Origin of the sequence: Bradyrhizobium sp. 172 (assembly GCF_023101065.1) — a bacterium.
Lineage (GTDB): Bacteria > Pseudomonadota > Alphaproteobacteria > Rhizobiales > Xanthobacteraceae > Bradyrhizobium > Bradyrhizobium canariense_D.
The window spans coordinates 2,827,758-2,852,604 of record NZ_CP064701.1 but is presented as its reverse complement, the minus strand read 5'-3'; the positions used below and the strand labels follow the sequence as shown (position 1 = coordinate 2,852,604).

The window sequence follows — 24,847 nt, the reverse complement described above, 5'->3', positions numbered from 1 at the left end:
CGCTTTAGAGGACTGTGCAGGCCCTTGTCACCTTGCCCTCAACCGGCACCTGTAGATTATTCTGGAACGCGTAACGATTCGAGAGTGCCATGCGCCGTTTGATGCTGCTGCGTCACGCCAAGACCGAGACTGACGCGCCGAGCGGCCGTGACCAGGACCGCCGGCTCGACGACCGCGGCCACAAGGATGCCGCCGAGATCGGCGACTGGATGGCCGCCCATCCCCCCTTTCCCGAGGCCGTACTGGTATCGCATGCCGTCCGGGCTCGGCAGACCTGGGACATTGCCTGGGAGACCATGAAGGACCGCGTCGCAGCGCCGCAGGTCGAGGTCCTGCCGGAACTCTACGCCGCCGATCCCGCCCAGATCCTGGAATCCATTCGCACTGCAACCATCCCGGCTGATCCGAGGCAATTGCTGCTGGTCGGCCACAATCCGGGCATGCACGAGATCGCCCTGATGCTGACGGGCGGCGGCGATCCGGCCGCCGCCAAGGCGCTCGCCGACAACCTGCCCACGTCGGGGCTTGCGATCTTCGATTTTGACGTCAAGGATTGGGGTGACGTGGCTTACCGCCGCGGTAGGCTGGTGCTGTTCGTCAGTCCAAGGCTGCTTCGAAGCTAAGGCTACTTCGAAGTTAAGGTTGCTTCGAAGCTAAGGCTGTTTCGATCGGGTTGATCGCGCGACGTGCCGGCAAGACGTCCTGACTGGAAGATTTGGAGGCGCAGATGTTCAAGTCGATCCTCGTGCCCATCGACCTCGCCGACACAGACCTCGCCAAGCCGGCGATCGCGACCGCCGCAACGCTGTCGCAGACCTGGAGCGGCGTGGTGCGCCTGCTCAACGTGCTGCCGATGACGCCGGTGATGCTGGCCGAATACGTGCCGGCCGATTTCGACGAGCAGCAGCGCCAGACCTCGGAAGAAGCCCTCGCCATCGTCGCACGCGAGTCCGGCATCGAGCCTTCCCGCATCTCCAGCGTGGTGCGCCAGGGCGGCATCTATCACGAGATCCTGGAGGAAGCCGTTCACATGAAGGCCGAGCTGATCGTGATGACCTCGCACCGGCCGGCGATGCGCACCTATTTCCTCGGCTCCAATGCCGGGCATGTCGTGCGCTACGCAAAATGCTCCGTGCTGGTGGTCAGGCACTGAGCTCGGAGCAATGTCGTGAAGCAATGGTGGCGGAGATGGACGTACGAGATCCCGCTCGCGATCGGCGATGCTTTGTGGGAGGTGCTGGTCGTGCAACTGGCCGCACTGCTGGACAGGCTGACGGTGCGGAAGGTGATCGCCTTCATCCCCGTCGTGATCCTCGTACTGGCTTACTACCACAGGATCCCAATCCCGCCGGAATTGATGCTGGTCGGCGACTTCCTCGCCTATATCGACATCTTCTCGGTGCTGATCCTGCTCGGCGCGCTTAGCCGCGTCACGACGATGCTGTTCGTCCTTAAACAGGCCGCCGCACGTATCGCCAAGTTCGCGGGCAACGTCGCTGCACATTTGCCGCGTCGGGATGTCCGGCATCGGCGCCAACGCGGCGCAGCGACACGACCTCACCGCAAGCCCGAGCGCTCTGAAGACGATCGAGCTCTCGGCGGTGTTTGGGACCAGGCCGCCTTCGCCTGAGCCATATACAAGCTCGTAGCCCGGATGAGCGAAGCGATACCCGCGACGACTCGCATCACGATTCCCGGATATCGCTTCGCTCATCCGGGCTACGAGCCCTTGCATTACCCGTCGGGCAAAACACCCAAGCTGTCAGTCAACGCCCGCCGCTGAAAATATTCCACTTTACCGAAATTCGGAAACGGCGTATGTGTCGCCGCAACCCGGCCCAAGGAAGAGGGGCGTATCGCGATCGTCACGAACGCGGGCCGGACAGCGGCGGACGCTGGGCCACACCGGCGCGAATGGTTTCGCAGGGCGGGCAACCGTGAGCGAAGGCGTCGCGCACACGACCGGTGCTGACAGCGTGCGGCAAAACCGTGTCGTCCTGACGCCCGGGGTCTGTGCGTCAAGTCTTGTGGTGATGTGGCGGCCCGACCGGGTTCGCGTATCAGCCATCCATGAGGCGACGGGGGCAATAGTGCATCGCTCCCCGGGGAGAGCACGGCATAAGCCGTAAAACCGCTGCGCAGGGAAGGCTGGACGTTTTGGCTTCACCTGTATGCCGCTGTGCGGATTTTTTACTGCAACTTCGCACAGTGGACCGCGGGTGCCAGCCGGCGCCCGGTCTTCCCTGCGCCCTCTTTCATTCGAGGGTGAGGCGACCAAGCAAAGCTCGGGCGAACAAGCCGCGAGAGGGCGAAGGTGTGTCTGCAATGAAAGCGCGAGCTAAAGGAGCGACAGTGCTATCCACAAACGCCCGTCATTGCGAGCGCAGCGAACAATCCAAAGTCATTCCGCAGTGGGATTTCTGGATTGCTTCGCTGCGCTCGCAGTGACGATGTTGAAGCAGGCGTGCCCGAAACGCCAGTCTCGTGCCCCGGACGCAGCGCAGCAGCCTCAGAACGCTGCTGCGCGTCCGGGACAAAGGCGAAAGCGTCCTACAAATACCGCGTCAGCTCTGCTTTCGCCTGACCGTAGACCGCGTCCTCGATCTGGCTGCGGGTGATGCCGATGTCGCGCAAGGCGCGGTCATCGAGGTCGTTCAGCGTCTTGACGGCGGAGCGGCGCTCCAGACTGTCGAACAGCGCATAGGCGCCGTTGGCCAGCTTGCGGAAAAATCCGTTTGACGAGGATGAGCGTAAACTCCGCCCGGCGGTCTGCGAGATCGTGGTCATTGTCCTTCTCCGGCCTGTTGTCCACGCGGCGAAGCGGATGCCGTTGGCGCAAGCGCCTGAGCGCATGCATCTCATTTGCCGTCGGATTGCTCTCGCTCTCCTCGGCTCAATCGTGAAAGCTTGATGGAACTTAAATGCTCCAGTACACTACTCGGAGCAAGTGAAACATTGCTCTCGGTGCAATAATGTCCAAGTTCGAGTACGTGAAGCTTGCCGATGCCATTGCCTCGGATATCTCTAACGGCACGTTAAGGCCCGGCGACCGGCTGCCGCCGCAGCGCAATTTTGCCTATGACCGTGGCATCGCGGTCTCGACCGCGAGCCGGGTTTATACGGAGTTGCTCCGCCGCGGCCTCGTCGTCGGCGAGGTCGGCCGTGGCACCTTCATCTCCGGCGACATCAGGCGCGAGGTCGAGGCGCTGAGCGAGCCGCGCGACGCGCGGATCGATTTCGAGGTCAATTACCCGCTGCTGCCGCAGCAATGGGCAATGATCGCCAAAAGCCTTGCGGGCCTCGAACGCATCGACGCGCTCGAATCCGCACTGCGCGTCTCCACCAGCACCGGCACCAAGAGCGCGCGCAATGCAGCCGCCGCCTATCTCGCGCGCAAGGATTTTGCGCCGCAGGCCGAACAGATCGTCTTCACCGCCAACGGCAAGCAGTCGCTCGCGGCCGCCCTCGCAGCCCTCGTTCCCACCGGCGGCCGCTGCGGCGTCGAGGCCCTGACCTACCCTTACGTCAAGAGCATCGCCGCGCGGCTCGGCGTGACGCTGGTCCCGATTCCGATCGACGAATTTGGCGCGCGCCCCGACGCCATCCAGAAGGCACATCGCGAGGCGCATCTGTCGGCGCTGTATCTCCAGCCCATCATCCAGAACCCGCTCGGCGTCACCATGAATGCGACGCGGCGCGCCGACATCATGCGCGTCGCCGAGAAGCTCGATCTCACCATCATCGAGGACGCCGTCTACGGCTTCCTGGCCGATGACACGCCGCTGGCCGCGCTCGGCCCCGACCGCTGCATCGTGATCGACAGCCTGTCCAAGAAGGTCGCCCCTGGCCTCGCGCTCGGCATCCTGGTCGCGCCGCCGCGATTGCGCGAGAACGTGATGAGCGCGGTCCGCACCGGCGGCTGGATCGCGTCCGGTCATGCGCTGGCATCCGGACAGCGGCTGATGGCAGACGGCACCGTCGCCGAGCTGACGCGGTTGAAACGCATCGACGCCGCGCGCCGCCAGCAGACCGCGGCAAGGCTGCTCGCCGGCTACCAGCTCGCCGCGGATCCGCGCTCCTATCATCTCTGGCTCACGCTGCCGGCGCACTGGCGCTCGCAGACCTTCGTCGCCGCGGCAGCCCGGCGCGGCATCGCGCTGACACCGTCCTCGACCTTCGCGATCGCCCATGGCCACGCACCGAACGCAGTGCGGCTCGCCCTCGCTCCGCCTTCGTTCGAGCAGCTCGATTCCGGCCTGCGCACGCTCGTGTCGTTGCTCGGCACCAAGGAAGAGGATTTCGACTCGACGGAGTAGCGCGCGCTTGCCCCAAGCTCAGGCCGCCGGCCATTCCGCGATGAAGCCCCTCGCCTTGTAAGGCTCGATCTTGTCCGATTCGTGCAGCATGCGGCGGCAAAATTCGGGATCGGTGTGCCAGAGCGCGCGCGGCGTCGCAAAGCTGTCGACCGTGAGCAGCATTTTCTCGACCTCCGGCCAGTGCCGGTGCAGCGTCATCGGATAACGCCGCGCGGTCCAGGTGTTGCCCCACGCTGCGGACATTGTGCAGCCCGAGCGCCGCGTCAATGATCGGCAGCGAGAGGATCACGTTCTCGCCGGTGTTTTGGGCACGATGTTCCTCGAGGATTCGCTCAGCCGGAATGCCCGCCGCGACCATCGCCGCCTTGATGATCATGCACTCGGATTGCTCCGAGCCCGCCGTCACGCCGCCGCTGACAATCGACCAGCGAAAATAGCCTTGGCGCCACACTCGCCTCGCCGTATCGGCCCGCAGCGCCACGTCCTCTCGCGTGCCGAACATGAACAGGAGGTCCGCCGGCTGCGGGGGCGTATCGATCAGATGGGCGCGGTTGATCTCGGAGATCTCATCCGCCGAAGGCCTCCGCGTGCTGCGATCCAGGGTTGACATGGCAGCACGATGCGACACCGCCGCAACGGCGCGAAGTCACGTTTGATTGCGGCCCATTGCACCTAGGGCAGCAAGGCGCTCGGCACGCGATCGAAGCTGTAGCTCCGCGGCTGGTTACGCCGCACGAAGCCGCCGATCTGCCAGACGAACAGCGCGGCAAAGCCGATGATGAACAGCGCGCCGGCGAATTCGCCGATCGCAAGCGCCCGGATCAGGAGCCCCGTCATCGCCACTGCAAGCACCGCAAGAAAAGCCAGCATTGTCACGTAGGTCCTGCGGCCAAGCCCCGCGGTCAACTCGGCGTCGCTGCCGGCCTGCGCCATGCGCGCATGCAACGCGACGATGAAATTGCGAAAGCCATTGTCCTGCGGCGCCATCAGGGCCGCGGTCTGCCAGCTCGTCGAGAGGATTGCGATACGGCCGCCACTGGCATGGCTGACATCGGCGCGAAAGCGGTGCTGCTGCATCGAGACGGGGCGGAACGACAGCCGGATTGCACTGATCTCGTCATAACGCCACAGGCCCGAACGGCCGGCGATGTGCCAGGACAGCCCCTCCTCGGTCAGTTCGAAGCGATGCGCCGAGCCGATCAGCGACGCCTTGTAGGCATAGCTCGCACCCGCAGCTGGCTCAACTCCCGAATCCCGCATCTTCACAATCGATCCTATCCGGGCAATCCAGTCTGCGACCCGCTTGCGTGAGCGCCCTGCCCCATCCTACAAGCGAGACATGGCTGAGACGATTTTTTTTCCGCGCCGCCTGATTCTCGGCGCCGCCGTGATCTCCGGCGTGCTGCTCGCGCTCGCCGTGCACATGCTGGGCGCGCGCTACGGGCTCGATCTCGGCGGCCTCTGGCACTCGGACTCGCACGAGTTCATACCGGCGGGCGCGGCGATCGCCTGGTGGCTGATCGCCTCCGTCGGCTTCTCCGGCGGCTATTTCACGGCGACGTTGATGCAGAGCGCCGTCTCGGGCCAGATCCCGCAACGGATGCGGCAATTCCTCATCGCGGTCGGCGTGCTGCTGCTTGCGGGGGCTGGCCAGGTGGCCTCGGCGCCGAGCCCGGTCCCGACGGTCTCAGGCGTGCTGGCCGGGATTGCCGCGCTGGGCCTCGGTGCTGTGATGGCGTTCTGCGGCGCGCATTTCGCACTGCGCCGCGGCTAATTCCTCCGCACAGTTCATCCGCGCGACGGCGCGCCGATCCCGATCACGGCGGCAGCGAGCACGAGGACGGCGGCCGATACCACCAGCGATGCGTGCAGGCCGGTCATGAACGCGCCTTCCGAGGCCACCAGCGAACCGAACAGCGCAACGCCGAGCACGCTGCCTGTCTGCCGCGTCGCGTTCAGGACGCCCGCCGCGATGCCGGAGCGTGCCTTCTCGACGCTGCCCAGCAAGGTCGAGGTCAGCGGCGGCACCAGCAGCCCAAGCCCGCTGCTGATCGCGATCATCTGCGCAAAGATCGCCCAATAGCTTGTGCCGGCCTCGATCCACAGCAGGCCGAGACAGCCGAGCGCCGAGACGCAGGCGCCGACGACGATGGTCGGGCACGACCCGATGCGCTCGGCGAGACGCGGCGCCAGCAGATTGACCGGCAGCACCACCGCCATCATCGGTACGAAGGCGAGACCGGTCCACCACGCCGACAGGCCGTTGATCCTCTGGAAGTAAAGACTGAGCACGAAGATCAGCCCGTAAATCGCGACGTTCACGAGCAGGCCGACGAGCGCGGTCAGGCTGAACAGCCGGTGATCGAACAGGGACAGGGGCAGCATCGGCTGCGTCGCGCGGCTCTCGCGCCAGACGAACAGCACCGCCAGGAGAGCGGCTGAAGCGAACGCCGCGAGCACAGCCGGATGCTGCCAGCCAAGCGCGCCCCCCTCGATGATCGCGCCGGCGAGCGCCCCCAGCGCACCAATTGCCGCGAGCTGGCCGGGTAGATCGATCTCGCGTGAGGGCGCGCGCGTGGTCTCGGTCGCATAGCGCCAACTCAGCCAAAGGCCGATGAGGCCGATCGGAAGGTTGACGAGAAAGATCGCGCGCCAGCCGACCAGCGTGATCAGCGCGCCGCCGACGAAGGGGCCCGCGGTGAGCGCGAGGCTCGCACCGGCCGCCCAGATCGCGACGGCGCGGCCGCGCTCGCGGTCGTCCGGATAGGCATGATTGAGCAGGGCAAGAGAATTCGGCACCAGGATCGCCGCCGCCAGGCCTTGGACCAGCCGCGCCCCAATCAGCACGGTCGCATTGGGCGACAACGCACAGGCGAGCGATGCGGCGGTGAAGATTGCGAAGCCCGCCATGAAGACGCGCTTGGCGCCGATGCGGTCGCCGAGCGCGCCGGCCGTCAGGATGAAGGCGGCAAACGCAATGGTGTAGGCGCTGACAACCCATTGCAGCTCAGCGACGCCGCCGCCGCCGCCGAGGGTCCTGCCCATCGCGTCGAGCGCGGTGTTGACGATGGTGACGTCAAGTTGCACCACGCCATAACCAAGGCTCATCGCGGCAAGGGTGAGGGACGTCGCAAGCCGGGAGCCGGAATGCGGCACGCCGGCTTCGAAGGCTTCGTATCTTGCGGTGCTTACTCGCATGCTGGCATCTCGGTTGCAGCCCCATGCGAACAATACGCTTCCAGCCCCTCGTCATGTTACGACAAGGATCGAATGATGGATGCGGGACGGATGCGTCATGTTCGAGCGTCGCGCGGATGACCGCGCGACGCTCTATATAAGCTACGCCTGGCCCTCAGCTCGCCGCGCGCAGATTCACCTTGCTCTCGGCGATCATGGTCAGCTTCTTGTCGGTCGCCTTCTCTTCTTCCAACGTCTTGGCGAGCACGCTGGCGCAGTCGTTGCGGCCGAGTTGCTTGGCCCAGGCGATCAGGCTGCCGTAGCGGACGATCTCGTAATGCTCCGCCGCCTGTGCCGCGTTGATCAGCGCGGCGTCGAGCACCGCCTTGTCGGCGACTTCGCCGGCGGTCTCGTCGGCTTCCTCGATGATGCCGTCGATCGCGGGGCAATCGACCGCCTTCACCTGCGCACCGTGCATCTTGAACACTTCCTCGAGGCGCTTGACGTGCTCCCTGGTTTCTTCGAGGTGCGTCAAAAAGCCCTGCTTCAGCTGCGGATCGGTCGCCTTATCCGCCATTTTCGGCAGAGCCTTGGTGAGCTGCTGCTCGGCGTAATAGATGTCCTGGAGCTGATGCACGAACAGGTCGTTCATGGTCTTGATGTCTTTTGTGAACAATCCCATCGGTCCGATCCTCTCGGGTTGTGGGAACACGGAGGCACCGGCTCGTAGGAAGCCGGCTATTCCGCCATGTTCGATTGCTGATGGGGCACTAACCAGCGCACGGCATCGTCGTTCCAAAAAGCCCGCATCCCTTGCGCTGGAACAATGCCGGCCATGCAGGGTCTGAGACTATGTCACGGACGGACGCGACCGGTGCCACGACTCATATGCTTAACGCGCGTCCGATGTGAACCGCGTATGACAAAGTAGCTGGTCCAAGGCAGAACCTATCCTTGTCAAGGGCTGCACAAGTCACTGTTTTTGCCTTAAGTGAGCTACATCATGCCTAGCGATCCAAGCCCACATCGGGCACTGATCGCATCCGACCGGCCAATGTCTGGCCTGGTCGGTCTTGCCCCCCGCCGGGAGGATGAATGCACGGACTGCTGACCGCGCTGAAGCGCGGCTTCAAGAGATGGATCGGCTGGCGGCGACTCGGCGTTGCGGCGAGCGTCTTCATCATCGCGTTCGCGATCACCACGCTGGTGCGGACGCTCAAGGGCATCGACACCGGGGTCATCTTGACCGCGTTGACCGAAATCCCCCGCGGCAATATCGGGCTGGCGGCGATCTGCGTATGCTTCGCGTTCTGTACGCTGACCTTCTACGACTTTTTTGCACTGCGAACGATCGGCAAGAGGCACGTGCCTTATCGCATAGCAGCGCTCTCCAGCTTCACGTCCTATTCGATCGGCCACAATATCGGCGCCACCGTCTTCACCGGCGGCGCGATCCGCTTCCGGATCTATTCGGATTACGGGCTGAATGCGATCGACGTCGCAAAAATCTGCTTCCTGTCGGGCCTGACCTTCTGGCTCGGTAACATCTTCGTGCTCTCGATCGGCATGGCCATCCATCCGGATGCCGCCTCCTACATGGATCAGCTGCCGTCGTCGATCAACCGGCTGATTGCGATCGGCGGCCTCGCCTCGATCGGCGCCTATCTGGTCTGGCTGTGCATGGGCGAGAAGCGCCGCGAGCTCGGCCAGAAAGGCTGGAAGGTGGTGCTGCCGTCAGCGCCGCTGACGTTGGTGCAGATCCTGATCGGCGTCGTCGATCTCGGATTCTGCGCGCTGGCGATGTACCTTCTGGTGCCGGCCACTCCGCAGATCGATTTCCTGTCGCTCTCCGTGGTGTTCATTTTGGCGACATTGCTCGGCTTCGCCAGCCATGCTCCCGGCTCGCTCGGCGTGTTCGACGCCGCCATGCTGGTGGCGCTGCCCGAATTCGGCCGCGAGCAGCTTCTGGCCACGCTCCTCGTCTTCCGCATCCTCTATTTCGTGATCCCGTTCGGTCTTGCCATCTCCATCATGGGCGCACGCGAGCTCTGGATGAATGTGGTGGAGCCCTGGCAGGAGCGCCGACGGCTGGCGGAGGCCTGCGCGCAGGCCAACCTGCCCAAGCAGGTGGCAGCGATGGAGCGCGAGCGTTCGCTGCGGCAGGCCAGCAAACGCTGAGCGTGATCCGGACAAGTGCGAAGTGGTTTTCCGAAAAGATCATGCTCCCACGATAGTCCGCTAGACGCCGGCCGGCAAAACCGTCAGACCAATGTTGCAGGCGGAGAGCAGCTCTCTTATTTCCGCCTCAACTTTGCCGTTGAAGACGCGGGCCATGATCCCTTTATTCCATCGCCGTTTCCTCGCCGGTGCCCTGCTGCTCGCCGGGCTCCTCACCGCCTTCCCGCCGGAGCGGGCGGCCACGCAGGACGCGGGCGCCATGCAGATCAGCTGGGAGGTGCGCAACCGCTTCCGGCTGTTCCGCGAAGAGCGCGACTTCCTGCTCCATGTCGAGAACGCGCGTAACCGCAGCATCCTCGCCGCCGAGCAATCGCTGGAGCTCCAGAGCGAGGGCCGCGGCTGGGCCCGCAACATGGTCAACCGGCTCTGCATCGACCTCCAAGGCCGGGTCAACCAGCCCTGCACCCGCGACAACACCAAGGAAAACTATCTCACCCCCCTCGACCATCCCGTCACTGTGCGCCTCGCCGGCGCGGTGCCGGTCGGCGCCACCTGCGCCTGGTCGTTCGACGACGGCGACGGGCCGCAACAATCCACCTTCGACTGCGCCGAGCCGATCAATCTGAGGGTCCGCTACGGCAAGCAGACGGTCGCAAGCGTCGATGTCTCCTCCGGCTCCAATCCGACCCAGCGGGTCCAGACCGAGATCCAGGTCCGGGACATCTTCGTCGCTGGCCTCGGAGACAGCATCGCCTCGGGCGAAGGCAATCCGGACCGGCCGCTGGCGCTGTCGGACGAAGGTTTTTGCTTCCGGTCCTATCTCGGCACCGCCGGCGCGCAGTATTACCGGCCGAGCCGCGCCGGCTTCAAGGGCGGCCGCGCCTGCGAAGCGCCGGATACGCTTGCCAACTGGCAGCGCTACAGCGCGCTCTGGTTCAACTCGCCCTGCCACCGATCGCTCTACAGCTACCAGGCCCGCACCGCGCTGGCGCTCGCGGTACGCTACACCCACGTCGCGGTGACCTTTCTGCCGCTCGCCTGCACCGGCGCCAGCATCAGCGACGGGCTGCTCGGCTCGCAACGCGCCCGCGAATGCCCGCCCGGCAAGACGGGCGTCTGCAACATCAGCGTGAACGCGCAGGTCGCCGAGCTGCGCGAGGCGCTGACCGCCGCCAGGAAACGCCAGCCAGAGCGCACGCTCGACCTCGTGCTGCTCTCGGTCGGCGCCAACGACGTCTATTTCTCCGGCCTCGTCGCCGACGTGATCGTCGAGACAGCAACCGAGCGCGCGATATTCCGCCGCTCCGGCGTGATGGCGAGCGTCGATGATTCCCGCGATGCGCTGGCGCGCGAACTGCCGCAGAATTTCGTCAAGCTGCGCGAGGCGCTGAAGCCGCTGGTCGGCGGCGACCTCTCGCATGTGGTCTACGTCTCCTATGCCAACCCGGCGCTCGCCGATGGCGGCGTGCCCTGCCGCGGCGGCCGCGCCGGCTTCGACATTCATCCGTCCTTCAACGCCGATCCGCAGCGCCTCGCCCGCGTCTCGACCTTCGTCGACACTGAATTCCTGCCGCAACTCAAGGGGCTCGCCACCTGCACCCGCGGCGCGCTGTGCCGCGATCCCGAGGCCGACCGCATGACCTTCGTGGATTCGCATCAGGCGGCGTTCGCCGATCACGGCTTCTGCGCGCATTCGGGCAACGATCCCGAATTCGACCGCACCTGCTTTGCCGAGAACGGCCAGAGCTTCAATCCTGACATCGTGAGCGCGGCGAGCCAGCCGATGCTGTGCGGCCGCGGCGCCTCCGAATTCCGCGCCTATTTGCCGCGCGCGCGGTGGATCCGCGACGCCAACGACAGCTATTTCGCCGCGATGACCTATCCGCAAGGCCTGCCGGCGGCGAGCCAGCCGACCGACATTCATGACGCGACCTGGGGCGTGCTCTCCGCCGTCTATGGCGGCGCCGTGCATCCGAGCGCCGAAGGCCACGCCGCGATGGCGGACGCGGCACTGCCGGCCGCAAGCGCCGTGCTGGGGCTGGATGCGGCACCGCCGGGCGTGACACGCGGGCTGCTCGCGCCGCTGCTGCCGGGCGCGCGGCAGTAGACGCGCGCAGCCTCTACCCGCACACTGTCATCGCCCGCACAGGCGGGCGATCCAGTACTCCGTGAGACGTGATTGAATCGAGACGTCGCGGCGTACTGGATTCCCCGCCTTCGCGGGGAATGACAACGGCGTGCGTGGTGCGATCGGGTTCGCCATCACCTCAGTCGTTCCTCCCACCTGCCGTTCCATCAATCCAAAAGCAGCATCGATCGATACTGCCTTGAACTTGGACACTTTGCCGCGCGCACCTCTAGGAGTCGCAGTGGGGAAACGTTTCGAGTTCTAAGGAGGCGCGTCATGAGCGCAGTGATGTCCGCAGCGGATGTGAGAAGGTCTCGCGTCAGGCTGTTCATCGTGACCATGTTGTTCCTGGTCACGACCGTCAATTATGCCGACCGCGCCACGTTGTCGATCGCGGGGCCCGCGCTCTCCAAGGAGTTGCACCTCGATCCCGTCGCGATGGGCTACATCTTCTCGGCGTTCGGATGGTCCTATGTGATCGCGCAGGTGCCGGGCGGTTGGCTGCTCGACCGCTACGGCTCCCGGCTTGTCTATGCCTTCAGCATCATCGTCTGGTCGCTGTTCACGACGATGCAGGGCTGGGTCGGCTTCTTCAGCGCCGGCACCGCGATCACCGTGCTGTTCGGCCTACGCTTCCTCGTCGGTATCGCCGAAGCGCCGTCTTTCCCCGCCAACGCCCGTATCGTTGCGGCCTGGTTTCCGGGCAATGAGCGCGGCACCGCGTCTGCGTTCTTCAATTCCGGGCAGTATTTCGCAACCGTCATCTTCGCGCCGCTGATGGGCTGGATCGCGCACGACTACGGCTGGCGCTACGTATTCTTCGTGATGGGCGCGCTCGGAATCGTCATGGGCATGGTCTGGATCAAGACCGTCTACGGACCGAAAGAGCACCCCGGCGTCAACGAGGCCGAATTCGACTACATCAGGGCAGGTGGCGCGCTGGTCGACCTCGACGCTCCCAAGGAAGAGCGCGCGCCTGAGGCCGGCTCCGGATGGGACCATATCCGCCAGCTGCTTTCCAACCGCATGATGCTCGGCGTCTATCTCGGCCAGTACTGCATCAACACGCTGACTTATTTCTTCCTGACCTGGTTCCCGGTCTACCTCGTCAAGGAGCGCGGCCTGTCGATCCTGCAAGCCGGCTTCGTCGCGACGCTGCCGGCGCTGTGCGGCTTCATCGGCGGCGTGCTCGGCGGCGTCATCTCCGACGCGATCCTGCGCAAGACTGGCTCGTTGACGATGGCGCGCAAGATCCCGATCGTCGGCGGCATGCTGCTGTCGATGTCGATCATCGCCTGCAACTATGTCGACGGCCAGGCGCTGGTGGTCGGCTTCATGGCGCTCGCCTTCTTCGGCAAGGGCATCGGCGCGCTCGGCTGGGCTGTCGTCTCCGACACCTCGCCGAAGGAAGCCGGCGGCGTCTCGGGCGGCCTGTTCAACACCTTCGGTAACCTCTCCTCGATCAGCACCCCGATCGTGATCGGCTACATCCTGGCCGCGACCGGCTCGTTCAACGGGGCGCTGCTATTCGTCGGCGCCAATGCGCTGGTGGCCGCATTCGCCTATCTCGTGGTCGTGGGCAAGATCGAGCGCGTGGTGCTCAAACTTTCCTCCTGAGGGCTCCCCATGGGAGCTTGACCAGGCAACTTAACGGCGGCTTCACGGCCGCCGTCTTTGTTTTGGGAGTAATCGATGCTAGAAGCGCCGGGGAAACGCCTTATCCATCTAAGGCATGTATCGATGTTCGACCTCAACCAGCTCCGCTGTTTCGTCACGGTGGCGGAGGAATTGCATTTCGGCCGCGCCGCCGCACGGCTGAACATGACCCAGCCGCCGCTGTCCCGGCAGATCCAGGTGCTCGAGCACATCATCGATGCGCCGCTGCTGGAGCGTACCAGCCGCTCGGTGCGCCTAACGCCTGCCGGGCGCAGCTTCCTGCCGGAAGCGCGGCGCATCCTGAAGCTTGCGGAAAGCGCCTCGCAGGTCGCCCGCCGTATCGCGCTCGGCAAGTCCGGCTCGCTGAAGATCGGCTTCACCGCGGCCGCCGCCTACGGCTTCCTCCCCGAACTCGTCGCCGCCTGCCGCGCCAAGCTGCCCGAGGTGGACTTCTCGCTGAAGGAGATGGTGTCGGGCGACCAGTTCGAGGCGTTGACCTCGGGCCAGATCGATGCCGGCCTGCTCAGGCCGCCGATCGCGCGCCCCGAAATCGCCAGCCGCCGCGTCGTCGCCGAGCCCCTGCTCGCCGCAATCCCGAAAAAGCATCCGCTGGCGAATGCCGAGACCATCACGATCAAGGATTTCGACAACCAGCCCTTCGTGATGTATTCGCCCTATGAGAGCCGCTACTTTCATGACGTGCTGGTGGCGCTGTTCACCCGCGCCGACATTCTGCCGCGCTATGTGCAGCACCTCAGCCAGATCCACTCCATCCTCGCCATGGTGCGCGCCGGCCTCGGCCTCGCCATCGTGCCGGCGGCGGCCGCGAGCCTGAAGATCGCGGACGTCCGCCTGCGGCCGCTGAAGCTGCGCACCCGCGTCCCGGTCGAGTTGTTCATGGTCTGGCGCCGCGACGACGAGAATCCGCTGCTCTCGGCGCTCGTCAAGATCGCGAGCGAATTGTCCTCGGCGGAGGTGATGGAAGATTGATGCTGATTTCGCATCGGTCGATATAGGCTTTGGCTTGGACCCGCATCGAACGGTCTCCTAAACCACGGCGCATGGACGCGCAGCCTTTGCGTCCTCCACAACACGAGACCAGGGAGCAGCGCCCATGAGCAAGATGACCCCGCAGGAAATGGCCCAGAAGATCGGATCCGGCCTCCTGTCCTTCCCCGTCACGCCGTTCAAGGCGGACTACTCCTTCGACGAGACGACCTACCGCGCCAACATGGACTGGCTCTGCGGCTATGACGTCGCAGGCCTGTTCGCCGCAGGCGGCACCGGCGAGTTCTTCTCGCTGACGGCGGCCGAGGTTCCGCAGGTCGTCAAGATCGCCGTGGACGAGACCAAGGGCCGCGTGCCCGTCCTCGCCGGCACCGGCTACGGCACCGCCACCGCGCGCGAGATCGCGATCGGCGCGGAGAAGGCCGGCGCCGACGGCCTGTTGCTGCTGCCGCCCTATCTCACCCATGCCGAGCAGGACGGGCTTGCTGCCCACGTGGAAGCGATCTGCGCCTCCGTGAAGATCGGCGTCATCGTCTACAACCGCGACAACGCCATTCTCCAGCCCGATACGCTCGCGCGCCTCGCCGAACGCTGCCCGAACCTTGTCGGCTACAAGGACGGCATCGGCGACATCGAGCTGATGACCCGCGTCTACACCAAGCTCGGCGACCGCCTGACCTATATCGGCGGCCTGCCGACCGCGGAGACCTTCGCGCTGCCCTATCTCGACATGGGCGTGACCACCTACTCCTCGGCGGTGTTCAACTTCGTTCCGGAATTCGCCACCAACTTCTACGCCGCCGTGCGCAAGCGCGACCACGCGATGATCCACGCCGGCCTGAAGGACTTCATCCTGCCCCTCATCGCGATCCGCAACCGCAAGAAGGGCTACGCCGTCTCGATCATCAAGGCCGGCATGAAGGTGATCGGCCGCGATTCCGGCCCGGTCCGCCCGCCGCTGACCGATCTCACCGAGCAGGAGATCGCGGAAGTCGCGGTGCTCGTGAAGAATCTGCCCGCCATCCGATCGTCACAACAGGCTGCAGAATAACAACAACACAGGGAGGAGCCTGCGATGGCCAAGTCCGAGATCACTGGCGCACCGGTCGTCACCGCGATGCAGGTGATCCCGGTCGCAGGCCGTGACAGCATGCTCCTCAATCTGAGCGGCGCGCATGCGCCGTTCTTCACCCGTAACATCGTCATCCTCACCGACAATGCCGGTCACACCGGCGTCGGCGAGGTGCCTGGCGGGCAGAAGATCTGGCAGACACTGCAGGACGCCCGCGATCTCGTGATCGGCAAGACCGTCGGCGCGATGAACAACATCCTCGCCGATATCAGGACCGCCTTCGCCGATCGCGATGCCGGCGGCCGCGGCAAGCAGACTTTCGATCTCCGCGTCATGATCCACGCGGTCACGGCCGTGGAGTCCGCGCTGCTCGATTTGCTCGGCCAGCATCTCAACCTGCCGGTCGCAGCCCTGCTCGGCGAGGGCCAGCAGCGCACCAGCGTCGAGACGCTGGGCTATCTCTTCTTCGTCGGCGACGGCCGCAAATCCAAGCTCGACTATGTCGGCGGCGAGACCGGCAAGGCGGAATGGTTCAACCTCCGCCATCAGGAGGCGATGACGCCGGAGACCGTGGTGCGGCTCGCGGAAGCCACCCACGACCATTACGGCTTCGCCGATTTCAAGCTCAAGGGCGGCGTGCTGCGCGGCGAGCAGGAGATCGAGGCCGTCACCGCGATCGCCAAGCGCTTTCCGAATGCGCGCGTGACCTTGGATCCGAACGGCGCTTGGTCGCTCGACGAGGCCGTCAGCCTCTGCAAGGACATGCACGGCATCCTCGCCTATGCCGAGGACCCCTGCGGCGCCGAAGGCGGCTTCTCCGGCCGTGAGATCATGGCCGAGTTCCGCCGCGCAACGGGCCTGCCCACCGCGACCAACATGATCGCGACCGATTGGCGGCAATTGTCCCATGCGCTGCGCCTCGGCGCGGTGGACATTCCGCTGGCCGATCCCCATTTCTGGACCATGCAAGGCTCGGTGCGCGTGGCCCAGACCTGCCGCGACAACGGCCTGACCTGGGGTTCGCACTCCAACAACCATTTCGACATCTCGCTCGCCATGTTCACCCATGTCGGCGCCGCCGCCCCCGGCAAGGTCACCGCGATCGACACACACTGGATCTGGCAGGACGGTCAGGCCTTGACCAAGGAGCCGCTCCAGATCAAGGCCGGCAAGATCGCCGTGCCCGAACGGCCCGGCCTGGGTATCGAAATCGACAGGGCCGCCATCGACGCCGCGCATGACCTCTACAAGCAGCATGGACTCGGCGCCCGCGATGACGCTATTGCCATGCAGGACCTGATCCCCGGCTGGACCTTCGACGACAAGCGTCCTTGCCTGGTTCGTTAAAAACTCTGGAGGAAGCTATGACTGCGATCCTGAAGAACTTCATCGGCGGCGAATGGGTCGGTGGCTCCGCCGTCACCAAGAACATCAACCCCTCCAACACCAACGACGTCGTCGGCGAATACGCCAAGGCCGACAAGGCCCAGACCGAGAAGGCGATCGCAGCCGCCAAGGCCGCCTTCCCCGCTTGGGCGCAGTCGACACCCCAGGCGCGTTATGACGCGCTGAACAAGATCTCTCTCGAAATCATCGCCCGCAAGGAAGAGCTCGGCCGACTGCTCGCCCGCGAGGAAGGCAAGACGCTGCCGGAAGGAATTGGCGAGGTCGCGCGCGCCGGCCAGATCTTCGCATTCTTCGCCGGCGAGGCGCTGCGCATGATCGGCGAGAAGGGCGCTTCCGTCCGTCCCGGCATCGACGTCGAGCTCACCCGTGAGCCGATGGGCGTCGTCGGCATGATCACGCCCTGGAATTTCCCGATCGCGATCCCGGCCTGGAAGATCGCGCCGGCGCTCTGCTACGGCAACACCGTGGTGTTCAAACCTGCCGAACTGGTGCCGGGCTCGGCGCATGCGCTGTCCGAGATCATCACCCGCTCCGGCATCCCGGCCGGCGTGTTCAACCTCGTTGTCGGCTCGGGCTCCGTGGTCGGCCAGACCCTGATCGAGCATCCCGACGTCGCCGCGATCACCTTCACCGGCTCGGTGCAGACCGGCCGCAAGATCGCGCAGGCCTGCGTGACCTCGAGCAACATGAAGAAATTCCAGCTCGAGATGGGCGGCAAGAACCCGCTGGTCGTGCTCGACGACGCCGATCTCAAGACCGCCGTCGAAGTCGCCGTCAACGGCGCCTATTTCTCCACCGGCCAGCGCTGCACGGCGTCCTCGCGCCTGATCGTCACCGAAGGTATTCACGACCGTTTCGTTGCGGCGGTGACCGAGCGCCTGAAAGGCCTCACGGTGGACGACGCGCTCAAGGCCGGCGTGCATATCGGCCCGGTGGTCGACCAGAGCCAGCTCGACCAGGACCTGCGCTACATAAAGATCGGCCAGGACGAGGGTGCCAAGCTCGCCTGGGGCGGCGAGTTGCTCAAGCGCGAAACGCCCGGCCACTACCTCCAGCCGGCGCTGTTCACCGAGGCCAACAACAGCATGCGCATTTCGCGCGAGGAGGTCTTCGGCCCGGTCGCCGCCGTCATTCGCGCCAAGAACTACGAGGAGGCGCTCGCGATCTCCAACGACACCGAGTTCGGCCTCGCCTCCGGCATCTGCACCAGCAGCCTGAAATACGCCTCGCACTACAAGCGCAACAGCGAGTCCGGCATGGTGATGGTCAATCTGCCGACGGCCGGCGTCGACTATCACGTGCCGTTCGGTGGCCGGAAGGGTTCGAGCTACGGCGCCCGCGAACAGGGCTCCTATGCCCGCGAGTTCTACACGACGGTGAAGACCGCCTATACCTATCCCGGCTAACCACGGGCAAGATATCGTAGGGTGGGCAAAGCGAGGCGCGCCCACCGCTTACGTTCGGCACGAAGCATGGTGGGCACGGCGCTTTGCGCCTTTGCCCACCCTACGACTTGAGTTTCCGAGGTAAAGCAGATGGACCAGTCAGTCGCAGCGAAAGAGCAGCCTCGCTACATCAAGCTCAACGAGCGCGACAACGTCGCGATCGTTGTCAATGATTTCGGGCTTCCCGCCGGCTCCCGCTTCGCCAGCGGGCTGACGCTGCGCGCCTTCGTGCCGCAGGGACACAAGACGGCGCTGGTCGACATCCCGCAGGACGCCCCGATCATCCGCTATGGCGAGGTGATCGGCCATGCGCTCGCGCCGATCCTGGCCGGCGAATGGGTGGACGAAGCGCGCATCCGCATGCCGGAGGCCCCTGCCCTCGACAAGCTGGAAATCTCCACCGCCGTTCCCGCGCCGCTGCCGCCGCTCGAAGGTTTCACGTTCGAAGGCTTTCGCAATTCCGACGGCTCGGTCGGCACCAAGAACATCCTCGGCATCTCCTCCTCGGTGCAATGCGTCAAGGGCACGATGGAATATGCGGTGAAGCGCATCCGCGCCGAGCTGCTGCCGAAATATCCGAATGTCGACGACGTCGTGCCGCTGACGCATGCCTATGGCTGTGGCGTCGCCATCAACGCGCCTGATGCCGTGATTCCGATCCGCACGCTGCAAAACATCGCACAGAACCCGAATTTCGGCGGCGAGATACTGGTCATCAGCCTCGGCTGCGAGAAGCTTGCGCCCGAGCGTCTGGTGCCGGAAGGCGTCAGCAATGCCATCGTGCGCATGCAGGATGAAGCCTTCGACGGCTTTGGCGCCATCGTCGAGGCAATCATGACCCAGGCAGAGGCCCGCCTCAAGATCCTCAACAAGCGCACCCGCGAGACCTGCCCGGCCGCCGATCTCGTCATCGGCCTGCAATGCGGGGGCAGCGACGCGTTCTCCGGCGTCACCGCGAACCCTGCGGTCGGCTTCGCCGCCGACCTGCTGGTGCGCGCCGGCGCCACCGTGATGTTCTCGGAAGTCACCGAAGTGCGCGACGCGATCCAGTTGCTCACGCGGCGCGCCATCAACGAGGACGTCGGCCGCGCGCTGGTCCGCGAGATGGCCTGGTATGATTCCTATCTCGCCCGCGGCGGCGCCGACCGCAGCGCCAACACCACGCCCGGCAACAAGAAAGGCGGGTTGGCGAATATCGTCGAGAAGTCGCTCGGCTCGATCGTCAAGTCCGGATCAAGCGCCATCACCGGCGTCCTCTCGCCCGGCGAGAAGGCGACGCAGAAGGGCATGCTCTTTGCGGCAACGCCGGCGTCCGACTTCATCTGCGGCACGCTCCAGCTCGCCTCCGGCATGACGCTGCAGGTGTTCACCACCGGCCGCGGCACGCCTTATGGTCTTGCGGCTGCACCCGTGATCAAGGTCGCGACCCGGACCGAGCTCGCGCGACGCTGGAAGGACCTGATCGATTTCGACGCGGGCGGCATCGCCACCGGCGAGAAGACCATCGAGGAGACCGGCTGGGACCTGTTCCGCCTGATCCTCGACGTCGCCAGCGGCCGCACGCAACCCTGGTCGGATCGCTGGGGCATCCACAACGATCTGACGCTGTTCAATCCGGCGCCAGTGACCTGAGCGCCGCGCGCGGACGCTTCCTCGCCGCGCGGATGTTTGGTGCCGTTTCGGGACGTAGGGCACCGACACGTCACCGCGCGACCACTTCCGCGAAACCGCCCGGAAACATTGGCGCGGAAAACTTCGTTCGCGCTTCGTCGCTTCGACATCACGCAATCAAATAGATCAGCGACCGCGAACTAATGTTCGCACACAGGCGAACCTGTCGGCGCATTGCCGCGACCTAACCTCCGATTGCCACTTCTCACGGATTTTTCCAATGCGCGTTCTTTCGATGATTGCCGTTGCCGCAGCGATGATTGCCAACTCGTCAGGCGCGTTCGCCGGCGAGCTTCCCTCTACGAAGTGACGTCGTTTCCGATCTCGGCGACGCAAGTCCAGGTGCTCGGCGGCCCAGGCATCGAGGAGCAGTCGGCTGCGCCCGCGATAATCGTCGCCGGTATGCCCGCCTCGCCCGCACAGATGTCGGTGCTGTCGCCACGCGTGAAGCGGCTTGCGAGCGTCAGCGCGAACAACGAGGCGCGCTAAGCCTTGACGCCATTCCGGGTTCGACGCTGCGCGTCGCCCGGGATGACGTTTCACTCTACGTCATGCTGCCCGGCATGAAGCAGCGCACCCGCGGATGGCCGTCGATATAGTGCTTCCACACCATGGTGCGGCCGATCTTGTTCGGCTCGGTAATGACGGCGCCGTCGGGCACGACCACCCATTCGCCCTCGAGATGCACGCGATAACGGCCCTTGTCGGATTCCCAGTCGACGTCGGCGACCATATAGCCGTCGGCATCCGAGCAGCATTGGCCGTATTCGCTGTGCAGGCTCTCGAACCAGGGTTTTAATGGCGAGTTGGCGTAGCGCCCGTCGTCGCGCGCCATCATCGGGGCCGTCAGCAGCACCGTCAGGACCAGCAGCATGGCGGCACACGATATTGCACGTCTCATATCGTCTCCGCGGATCGAGATCATCGCCGCGGGGCGATAACTGCCGTCCGCCTTCCGCGACTCGGCGAAGGCGTCAAGGACGGCGACTCATCCCCCAACAGCTTTGCGGATAGCTATGCAAATCCGGCGCCACCGCGCATTCCGGGGAACTACTGGCGCAAGTCCGGCACGCATTGGTCTTTCGACGGGTATGACCGCTGCTCGCGGGCCAAGATCTCCGCTGTCATAGCTGGCCGCATGCGCGATTGCGCACGGGGGGACACCGCGCAAGAACGCGGGCAGGCTGCGGCGTACTGGATCCCCGCCTTCGCGAGCAATGACGGCGGTGTGTGGAGCTACCGAAGTTCAGGTGCCACAGCGCGCGACGTAGACCTACTGCTTCGGCACCGGCGCCATCATTGCGCCGCCCTTCTTCGCCGGTGCCACAGGCACCGGCTTGGTCGCGGCGGTCGCTTGCGCCGGAAGATATTTCGCGACGATGGCGGGATCGACCTGCGCGATGTTGGCGTCGGGAAGACGCGTCCAGGTCTCGTCCTTGCCGAACAGGGAGATGCCGAGGAAACCGCGCATCGTCAGGGTCTGTCCGTCCGGGCTGACCGTCATCTTGGCCTTCCAGATGTTGCCGTCGCGAGGATTGACCACGTTGCCTCCGTCATACTTCAAGCCGTCGCGCTTCATGTCACGGATGAAGGAGAGCCCGAGCACCGGCGCGTTCTTGCGATCGTCCGTGCATTTGGCGCAGATCTCGTTCGGGTCGTCGCCGGGCCGCGGGAAGGTTTTTGCGATGACGCCTTCGAACACACCGTTGTGGTCGATGAAGAGAAACCATCCCACCGTCTTGCCGTCTTCGACCTTCTGCCAGAGGCCTGCGGCGGTCGGCTGCTGCACTTGCGCCACAACCGGGCTCACCGCACCGAGCGTCATCGCGAGCGCGAGAAGCGAGAACAGCCGAAAGCTGAAAAAGAGAGTCCGCATTTTCATCACCTTGCTGAGCCAATCGCCTTGCTAAGCCGCCAACTGCAATGGCCGCAGACTACGGCGATTTCGCGAACTGTTCCAGCACCAGAAACATGAGGCATCGCCCCCGCCATCAGTTGACGCCGAGCTTCTTTTGCAGGCTGGAGGACGACGTCGTGTACTGGAACACGAGCCGCTTCCCCGGATAGACGTAGCGATGGGCTTTTTGCGACATCAGCGCGCCTTCGTGGAAGCCGCACAGGATCAGCTTGATCTTGCCGGGATAGGTGTTGATGTCGCCGATCGCGAAGATGCCTGGCACGTTGGTCTCGAACGCGGATGTCTCGACCGGCACCAGATTGTTCTCCAGCGCGATGCCCCAGTTCGCGACCGGACCGAGCTTCATGGTCAGCCCGAAGAACGGCAGCATGGTGTCACAGGCAATTTCGTTCACGCTGTTGTCGTTGCCCTTCACGGTGGCGCCGCTCAGCTTGCCCTCATTGCCTGACAGCGCAGTGACCTGGCCGAGCCGCAGATCCATCTTGCCGGCCGCGACCAGCGCGCGCATCTGCTCGACGCTGTGGGGCGCGGCGCGAAAATCGTCGCGACGGTGCAGAAGCGTGATGCGCTTGGCGATCGGATGCAGATTGAGCGTCCAATCGAGCGCGGAATCGCCGCCGCCCACGATCAGCACGTTCTTGTCGCGGAACGTCTCCATCTTGCGCACGGCGTAGTGCACCGAGCTTCCTTCATAGGCTTCGATCCCCGGCACCGGTGGACGCTTGGGCTGGAACGAGCCGCCGCCGGCAGCGATCACCAGCACCTTGCATTCGAACACCTTGCCGGCGTCCGTGGTGCAGCGGAACAGCGGATCGCCGATTTTCTCGACGGTCTCGATCATCTCGCCGAGATGGAAGGTCGGATGGAACGGCTTGATCTGCTCCATCAGCGCGTCGGTGAGGCCCTGCCCAGAAACCTGCGGAATGCCGGGAATGTCGTAGATCGGCTTTTCCGGATAGAGTTCTGCGCACTGGCCGCCGACCTTGTCGAGGATGTCGACGAAATGCGTCTTCATGTCGAGAAGGCCCAGCTCGAAGGCGGCGAACAGACCGCAGGGGCCGGCACCAATAATCAGCACATCGGTTTTGATCGCGTCGCTCATGTCGTCTCTTTATCGGTCGTTCGTGGGACGGCGCCCTTTGGGCCGAGGTGACCCTGCCTGTCTAGCCAACGGGGATGGATCAGGGAAGGAATAAAAGCGGGAGCGCCCCGCAGCCGGGCCCACTTGCCGGGTCAGGATAACTGGGCTGTAACGAGGAACGATATGACGGAGATCAATCGGTGAACGCACCAAGCCGCCTCGATACGACGCCGCGCCTGGAGGACTATCCTTTTCGCCTCAGCGACAACGTCCGCTTCGGCGATCTCGACCCTAACCAGCACGTCAACAACGCGGTTTACGCCACCTATTTCGAGACCGGCCGCGTCACGCTGATGAAGCTCCCGGAATACGGCCTGACGCCGCCGGGGCTTGCCTGGATCATGGTGCGGCTCGACATCCATTTTCGCGCGGAGCTGCACTGGCCGAATACGATCGAGCTCGGTCTCGGCGTGGTGAAACTGGGGCGAACGTCGGTGACGTTCGAGCAGGTGGTGTTTTCGGAAGGGAAGTGCATTGCATCGGCGACATCGGTCGCCGTGATGATCGACGAAACGTCGCGCCGGCCAACGCCGCTGACTGCGGAAGTGCTCGAGAAGCTCAGCCCCTGGCATAAGCGCGGCATCCAGGTCGCGCAGCCCAGCACATGATAGCTAAGAGAGTTAGGCCTGCCGTTCCGGCGTCGCCACCACGAGGCCGTCGAGATCGTCGGAGACCTTGATTTGGCAGGACAGGCGCGAGTTCGGGCGCACGTCGAAGCCGAAGTCGAGCATGTCCTCTTCCATCGGCGTCGGGCTACCGACCTTCTCGCGCCACGCTTCGTCGACATAGACATGACAGGTGGCGCAGGCGCAGGCGCCGCCGCATTCGGCCTCGATGCCGGGAATGCTGTTGCGGATGGCGCCTTCCATCACAGTCGCGCCGTTCTCGACGTCCACCGTACGGGTTTCGCCCTTGTGATCGACAAAGTGGATTTTCGCCATGTGTGCTCGTGCTGCCGCGATCTAGGGAATGAAGGAGGGTCCGGGCTGTCCTATAACGGGTCGGTCAGCCCGGCGCCATAGCGTTTTGATGAAGTCGCGAATACCGCTTCGCGGGAAGAAGACCCGTCAAAACAAAAGACTACAGTACGGTTCTGTCCCTGTCGGCCTAAGGATTCAGGATCGCCTCGATGGCGGCGCGAGCCTCGGTCACCGCCTCTTTCAGTGCGGCGAGGGCGTGAGGCCGGCCCTGGCCGGTCTGGATCGCGGTCTCCAGGCTGGCTGCGGCGTCTGCCACAGCAAAGGCGCCGATCCCGCGCGCCGAGCCCTTGAGCTTGTGGGCGAGTGCGCCGGCTTCGGCCGGCAGCGCTGCCATCGCCGCGATCAGGCGGACCGCCTGCTCCGCAAACATCGCCAGCACTTCCTGCTCCAGCTCTGAATCGCCGAGCGTCATGCGGGAGAGATGATCGAGGTCGAGCGGGCTGTCGATGGGTGCAAGCGGGGGCGAGGGCATCCAGTCCATCCGTTGCAGTTCAGGCGTCATGGCGCAGGCCCCGGCATCGCGCGATGTCCGCCGGTCCGGCGGTCAAGTTCCCTCCACCCAAGCACGGAAATGGTTAACGAAATGTTCTGGCCGTTTTGCGCAAATCTGCCTGCTTATTGACGAAAAGTTGCCGCAATCCGGCGAGTCCGGTGGAGAATTGCATTTATTGCTAAGGCGTTACGGCACGATCCTGTTAACGATGATTAAGATTGTCTTAATCGCGGGCATTTCATTCGCGACGCTCTGCC

25 protein-coding genes and 1 pseudogene are annotated in these 24,847 nt (G+C 64.6%); 15 read left to right on the top strand and 11 right to left on the bottom strand.

What is annotated here, in order from left to right:
• The first annotated feature begins 89 nt into the window (after nucleotides 1–89).
• From IVB07_RS13520 to IVB07_RS13510, 3 genes are all read left to right on the top strand, one after another.
• Nucleotides 90–623, top strand: a complete 534-nt coding sequence (locus IVB07_RS13520; protein WP_247297167.1) for a histidine phosphatase family protein — start codon at nucleotides 90–92, stop codon at nucleotides 621–623.
• 104 nt (nucleotides 624–727) lie between these two features.
• Nucleotides 728–1,153, top strand: a complete 426-nt coding sequence (locus tag IVB07_RS13515; protein WP_007602088.1) for a universal stress protein — start codon at nucleotides 728–730, stop codon at nucleotides 1,151–1,153.
• 15 nt (nucleotides 1,154–1,168) lie between these two features.
• Nucleotides 1,169–1,630: a hypothetical protein gene (locus IVB07_RS13510; protein WP_085348849.1), complete on the top strand. Its 462-nt coding sequence runs from the start codon at nucleotides 1,169–1,171 to the stop codon at nucleotides 1,628–1,630.
• Between the two features lie 920 nt (nucleotides 1,631–2,550).
• Here the strand turns inward: IVB07_RS13510 and IVB07_RS13505 are convergent.
• Nucleotides 2,551–2,787 (bottom strand): DUF1127 domain-containing protein, encoded by a 237-nt coding sequence (locus IVB07_RS13505; protein ID WP_162496269.1) that lies wholly within the window; start codon nucleotides 2,785–2,787, stop codon nucleotides 2,551–2,553.
• Between the two features lie 185 nt (nucleotides 2,788–2,972).
• On the opposite strand from IVB07_RS13505, the gene IVB07_RS13500 reads away from it, so the two are divergent.
• A complete protein-coding gene (locus IVB07_RS13500; protein ID WP_247361787.1) occupies nucleotides 2,973–4,316 on the top strand; it encodes a PLP-dependent aminotransferase family protein in 1,344 nt (447 codons plus the stop codon).
• Nucleotides 4,317–4,334: 18 nt separating this feature from the next.
• Here IVB07_RS13500 and IVB07_RS13495 read toward each other — a convergent pair.
• Together IVB07_RS13495 and IVB07_RS13490 are read right to left on the bottom strand one after the other, a co-directional pair.
• Nucleotides 4,335–4,926 (bottom strand): annotated as a pseudogene (locus IVB07_RS13495) (YdcF family protein).
• A 62-nt stretch (nucleotides 4,927–4,988) separates the two neighbouring features.
• Nucleotides 4,989–5,576 carry a hypothetical protein gene (locus IVB07_RS13490; protein WP_247361785.1) on the bottom strand — a complete coding sequence of 196 codons (588 nt, stop codon included), beginning with the start codon at nucleotides 5,574–5,576 and terminating at the stop codon, nucleotides 4,989–4,991.
• 79 nt (nucleotides 5,577–5,655) lie between these two features.
• Here IVB07_RS13490 and IVB07_RS13485 point away from each other — a divergent pair, with 79 nt between their 5' ends.
• Nucleotides 5,656–6,090 (top strand): hypothetical protein, encoded by a 435-nt coding sequence (locus tag IVB07_RS13485; protein WP_018457549.1) that lies wholly within the window; start codon nucleotides 5,656–5,658, stop codon nucleotides 6,088–6,090.
• A gap of 14 nt (nucleotides 6,091–6,104) precedes the next feature.
• On the opposite strand, the gene IVB07_RS13480 is transcribed toward IVB07_RS13485, so the two are convergent.
• On the bottom strand, nucleotides 6,105–7,514 hold the full coding sequence (locus IVB07_RS13480) for an MFS transporter (RefSeq protein WP_247361783.1): 1,410 nt from the start codon (nucleotides 7,512–7,514) through the stop codon (nucleotides 6,105–6,107).
• A gap of 154 nt (nucleotides 7,515–7,668) precedes the next feature.
• Nucleotides 7,669–8,175, bottom strand: a complete 507-nt coding sequence (locus IVB07_RS13475; RefSeq protein WP_247361780.1) for a ferritin-like domain-containing protein — start codon at nucleotides 8,173–8,175, stop codon at nucleotides 7,669–7,671.
• A gap of 413 nt (nucleotides 8,176–8,588) precedes the next feature.
• Between IVB07_RS13475 and IVB07_RS13470 the strand changes: the two genes are divergently transcribed.
• Nucleotides 8,589–9,671 carry a YbhN family protein gene (locus tag IVB07_RS13470; RefSeq protein WP_247297161.1) on the top strand — a complete coding sequence of 361 codons (1,083 nt, stop codon included), beginning with the start codon at nucleotides 8,589–8,591 and terminating at the stop codon, nucleotides 9,669–9,671.
• 154 nt (nucleotides 9,672–9,825) lie between these two features.
• Nucleotides 9,826–11,778: a hypothetical protein gene (locus IVB07_RS13465; RefSeq protein WP_247361777.1), complete on the top strand. Its 1,953-nt coding sequence runs from the start codon at nucleotides 9,826–9,828 to the stop codon at nucleotides 11,776–11,778.
• Nucleotides 11,779–11,805: 27 nt separating this feature from the next.
• Here IVB07_RS13465 and IVB07_RS13460 read toward each other — a convergent pair whose 3' ends face one another.
• Nucleotides 11,806–12,012: a hypothetical protein gene (locus IVB07_RS13460; protein WP_247361774.1), complete on the bottom strand. Its 207-nt coding sequence runs from the start codon at nucleotides 12,010–12,012 to the stop codon at nucleotides 11,806–11,808.
• A 63-nt stretch (nucleotides 12,013–12,075) separates the two neighbouring features.
• On the opposite strand from IVB07_RS13460, the gene IVB07_RS13455 reads away from it, so the two are divergent.
• The 7 genes from IVB07_RS13455 to IVB07_RS13425 all read left to right on the top strand — a co-directional run bounded on the left by IVB07_RS13455 (nucleotide 12,076) and on the right by IVB07_RS13425 (nucleotide 20,547).
• On the top strand, nucleotides 12,076–13,416 hold the full coding sequence (locus IVB07_RS13455) for an MFS transporter (protein ID WP_247361771.1): 1,341 nt from the start codon (nucleotides 12,076–12,078) through the stop codon (nucleotides 13,414–13,416).
• Between the two features lie 123 nt (nucleotides 13,417–13,539).
• Nucleotides 13,540–14,445: a LysR substrate-binding domain-containing protein gene (locus tag IVB07_RS13450; RefSeq protein ID WP_027518955.1), complete on the top strand. Its 906-nt coding sequence runs from the start codon at nucleotides 13,540–13,542 to the stop codon at nucleotides 14,443–14,445.
• A gap of 124 nt (nucleotides 14,446–14,569) precedes the next feature.
• On the top strand, nucleotides 14,570–15,514 hold the full coding sequence (gene kdgD, locus IVB07_RS13445) for a 5-dehydro-4-deoxyglucarate dehydratase (RefSeq protein ID WP_247361767.1): 945 nt from the start codon (nucleotides 14,570–14,572) through the stop codon (nucleotides 15,512–15,514).
• A 24-nt stretch (nucleotides 15,515–15,538) separates the two neighbouring features.
• A complete protein-coding gene (gudD, locus tag IVB07_RS13440) occupies nucleotides 15,539–16,882 on the top strand; it encodes a glucarate dehydratase (protein ID WP_247361765.1) in 1,344 nt (447 codons plus the stop codon).
• Between the two features lie 17 nt (nucleotides 16,883–16,899).
• Nucleotides 16,900–18,348: an aldehyde dehydrogenase family protein gene (locus IVB07_RS13435; RefSeq protein WP_247361762.1), complete on the top strand. Its 1,449-nt coding sequence runs from the start codon at nucleotides 16,900–16,902 to the stop codon at nucleotides 18,346–18,348.
• A gap of 129 nt (nucleotides 18,349–18,477) precedes the next feature.
• A complete protein-coding gene (garD, locus tag IVB07_RS13430; protein ID WP_247361759.1) occupies nucleotides 18,478–20,019 on the top strand; it encodes a galactarate dehydratase in 1,542 nt (513 codons plus the stop codon).
• Between the two features lie 345 nt (nucleotides 20,020–20,364).
• Nucleotides 20,365–20,547, top strand: a complete 183-nt coding sequence (locus tag IVB07_RS13425) for a hypothetical protein (protein ID WP_247361757.1) — start codon at nucleotides 20,365–20,367, stop codon at nucleotides 20,545–20,547.
• 55 nt (nucleotides 20,548–20,602) lie between these two features.
• Here the strand turns inward: IVB07_RS13425 and IVB07_RS13420 are convergent, their stop codons facing one another.
• The 3 genes from IVB07_RS13420 to IVB07_RS13410 all read right to left on the bottom strand — a co-directional run bounded on the left by IVB07_RS13420 (nucleotide 20,603) and on the right by IVB07_RS13410 (nucleotide 23,078).
• Nucleotides 20,603–20,959 carry a hypothetical protein gene (locus IVB07_RS13420; protein WP_026233393.1) on the bottom strand — a complete coding sequence of 119 codons (357 nt, stop codon included), beginning with the start codon at nucleotides 20,957–20,959 and terminating at the stop codon, nucleotides 20,603–20,605.
• A gap of 372 nt (nucleotides 20,960–21,331) precedes the next feature.
• Nucleotides 21,332–21,934 (bottom strand): DUF2147 domain-containing protein, encoded by a 603-nt coding sequence (locus IVB07_RS13415; RefSeq protein ID WP_026233392.1) that lies wholly within the window; start codon nucleotides 21,932–21,934, stop codon nucleotides 21,332–21,334.
• A 115-nt stretch (nucleotides 21,935–22,049) separates the two neighbouring features.
• Entirely contained in the window at nucleotides 22,050–23,078 is a 1,029-nt protein-coding gene (locus tag IVB07_RS13410; RefSeq protein WP_018457536.1) for an NAD(P)/FAD-dependent oxidoreductase, read from the bottom strand.
• Nucleotides 23,079–23,257: 179 nt separating this feature from the next.
• On the opposite strand from IVB07_RS13410, the gene IVB07_RS13405 reads away from it, so the two are divergent.
• On the top strand, nucleotides 23,258–23,725 hold the full coding sequence (locus IVB07_RS13405) for a thioesterase family protein (RefSeq protein ID WP_247297155.1): 468 nt from the start codon (nucleotides 23,258–23,260) through the stop codon (nucleotides 23,723–23,725).
• Nucleotides 23,726–23,737: 12 nt separating this feature from the next.
• Here IVB07_RS13405 and IVB07_RS13400 read toward each other — a convergent pair whose 3' ends face one another.
• Both IVB07_RS13400 and IVB07_RS13395 read right to left on the bottom strand, forming a co-directional pair.
• Nucleotides 23,738–24,058, bottom strand: coding sequence for a 2Fe-2S iron-sulfur cluster-binding protein (locus IVB07_RS13400; protein ID WP_247361755.1), 321 nt, complete (start codon nucleotides 24,056–24,058; stop codon nucleotides 23,738–23,740).
• Between the two features lie 166 nt (nucleotides 24,059–24,224).
• Nucleotides 24,225–24,599, bottom strand: a complete 375-nt coding sequence (locus IVB07_RS13395) for an Hpt domain-containing protein (RefSeq protein ID WP_247767722.1) — start codon at nucleotides 24,597–24,599, stop codon at nucleotides 24,225–24,227.
• Between the last annotated feature and the right edge of the window lie 248 nt (nucleotides 24,600–24,847).

Coding starts and splice junctions, on each gene's coding strand:
- IVB07_RS13410 (WP_018457536.1), bottom strand. CDS start 23,078: ATGAGCGACGCGATCAAAACCGATGTGCTGATTATTGGTGCCGGCCCC.
- IVB07_RS13500 (WP_247361787.1), top strand. CDS start 2,973: ATGTCCAAGTTCGAGTACGTGAAGCTTGCCGATGCCATTGCCTCGGAT.
- IVB07_RS13415 (WP_026233392.1), bottom strand. CDS start 21,934: ATGCGGACTCTCTTTTTCAGCTTTCGGCTGTTCTCGCTTCTCGCGCTC.
- IVB07_RS13400 (WP_247361755.1), bottom strand. CDS start 24,058: ATGGCGAAAATCCACTTTGTCGATCACAAGGGCGAAACCCGTACGGTG.
- IVB07_RS13520 (WP_247297167.1), top strand. CDS start 90: ATGCGCCGTTTGATGCTGCTGCGTCACGCCAAGACCGAGACTGACGCG.
- IVB07_RS13465 (WP_247361777.1), top strand. CDS start 9,826: ATGATCCCTTTATTCCATCGCCGTTTCCTCGCCGGTGCCCTGCTGCTC.
- kdgD (WP_247361767.1), top strand. CDS start 14,570: ATGAGCAAGATGACCCCGCAGGAAATGGCCCAGAAGATCGGATCCGGC.
- IVB07_RS13515 (WP_007602088.1), top strand. CDS start 728: ATGTTCAAGTCGATCCTCGTGCCCATCGACCTCGCCGACACAGACCTC.
- IVB07_RS13435 (WP_247361762.1), top strand. CDS start 16,900: ATGACTGCGATCCTGAAGAACTTCATCGGCGGCGAATGGGTCGGTGGC.
- IVB07_RS13505 (WP_162496269.1), bottom strand. CDS start 2,787: ATGACCACGATCTCGCAGACCGCCGGGCGGAGTTTACGCTCATCCTCG.
- IVB07_RS13450 (WP_027518955.1), top strand. CDS start 13,540: ATGTTCGACCTCAACCAGCTCCGCTGTTTCGTCACGGTGGCGGAGGAA.
- IVB07_RS13395 (WP_247767722.1), bottom strand. CDS start 24,599: ATGACGCCTGAACTGCAACGGATGGACTGGATGCCCTCGCCCCCGCTT.
- garD (WP_247361759.1), top strand. CDS start 18,478: ATGGACCAGTCAGTCGCAGCGAAAGAGCAGCCTCGCTACATCAAGCTC.
- IVB07_RS13420 (WP_026233393.1), bottom strand. CDS start 20,959: ATGAGACGTGCAATATCGTGTGCCGCCATGCTGCTGGTCCTGACGGTG.
- IVB07_RS13480 (WP_247361783.1), bottom strand. CDS start 7,514: ATGCGAGTAAGCACCGCAAGATACGAAGCCTTCGAAGCCGGCGTGCCG.
- IVB07_RS13455 (WP_247361771.1), top strand. CDS start 12,076: ATGAGCGCAGTGATGTCCGCAGCGGATGTGAGAAGGTCTCGCGTCAGG.
- IVB07_RS13470 (WP_247297161.1), top strand. CDS start 8,589: ATGCACGGACTGCTGACCGCGCTGAAGCGCGGCTTCAAGAGATGGATC.
- gudD (WP_247361765.1), top strand. CDS start 15,539: ATGGCCAAGTCCGAGATCACTGGCGCACCGGTCGTCACCGCGATGCAG.
- IVB07_RS13485 (WP_018457549.1), top strand. CDS start 5,656: ATGGCTGAGACGATTTTTTTTCCGCGCCGCCTGATTCTCGGCGCCGCC.
- IVB07_RS13490 (WP_247361785.1), bottom strand. CDS start 5,576: ATGCGGGATTCGGGAGTTGAGCCAGCTGCGGGTGCGAGCTATGCCTAC.
- IVB07_RS13475 (WP_247361780.1), bottom strand. CDS start 8,175: ATGGGATTGTTCACAAAAGACATCAAGACCATGAACGACCTGTTCGTG.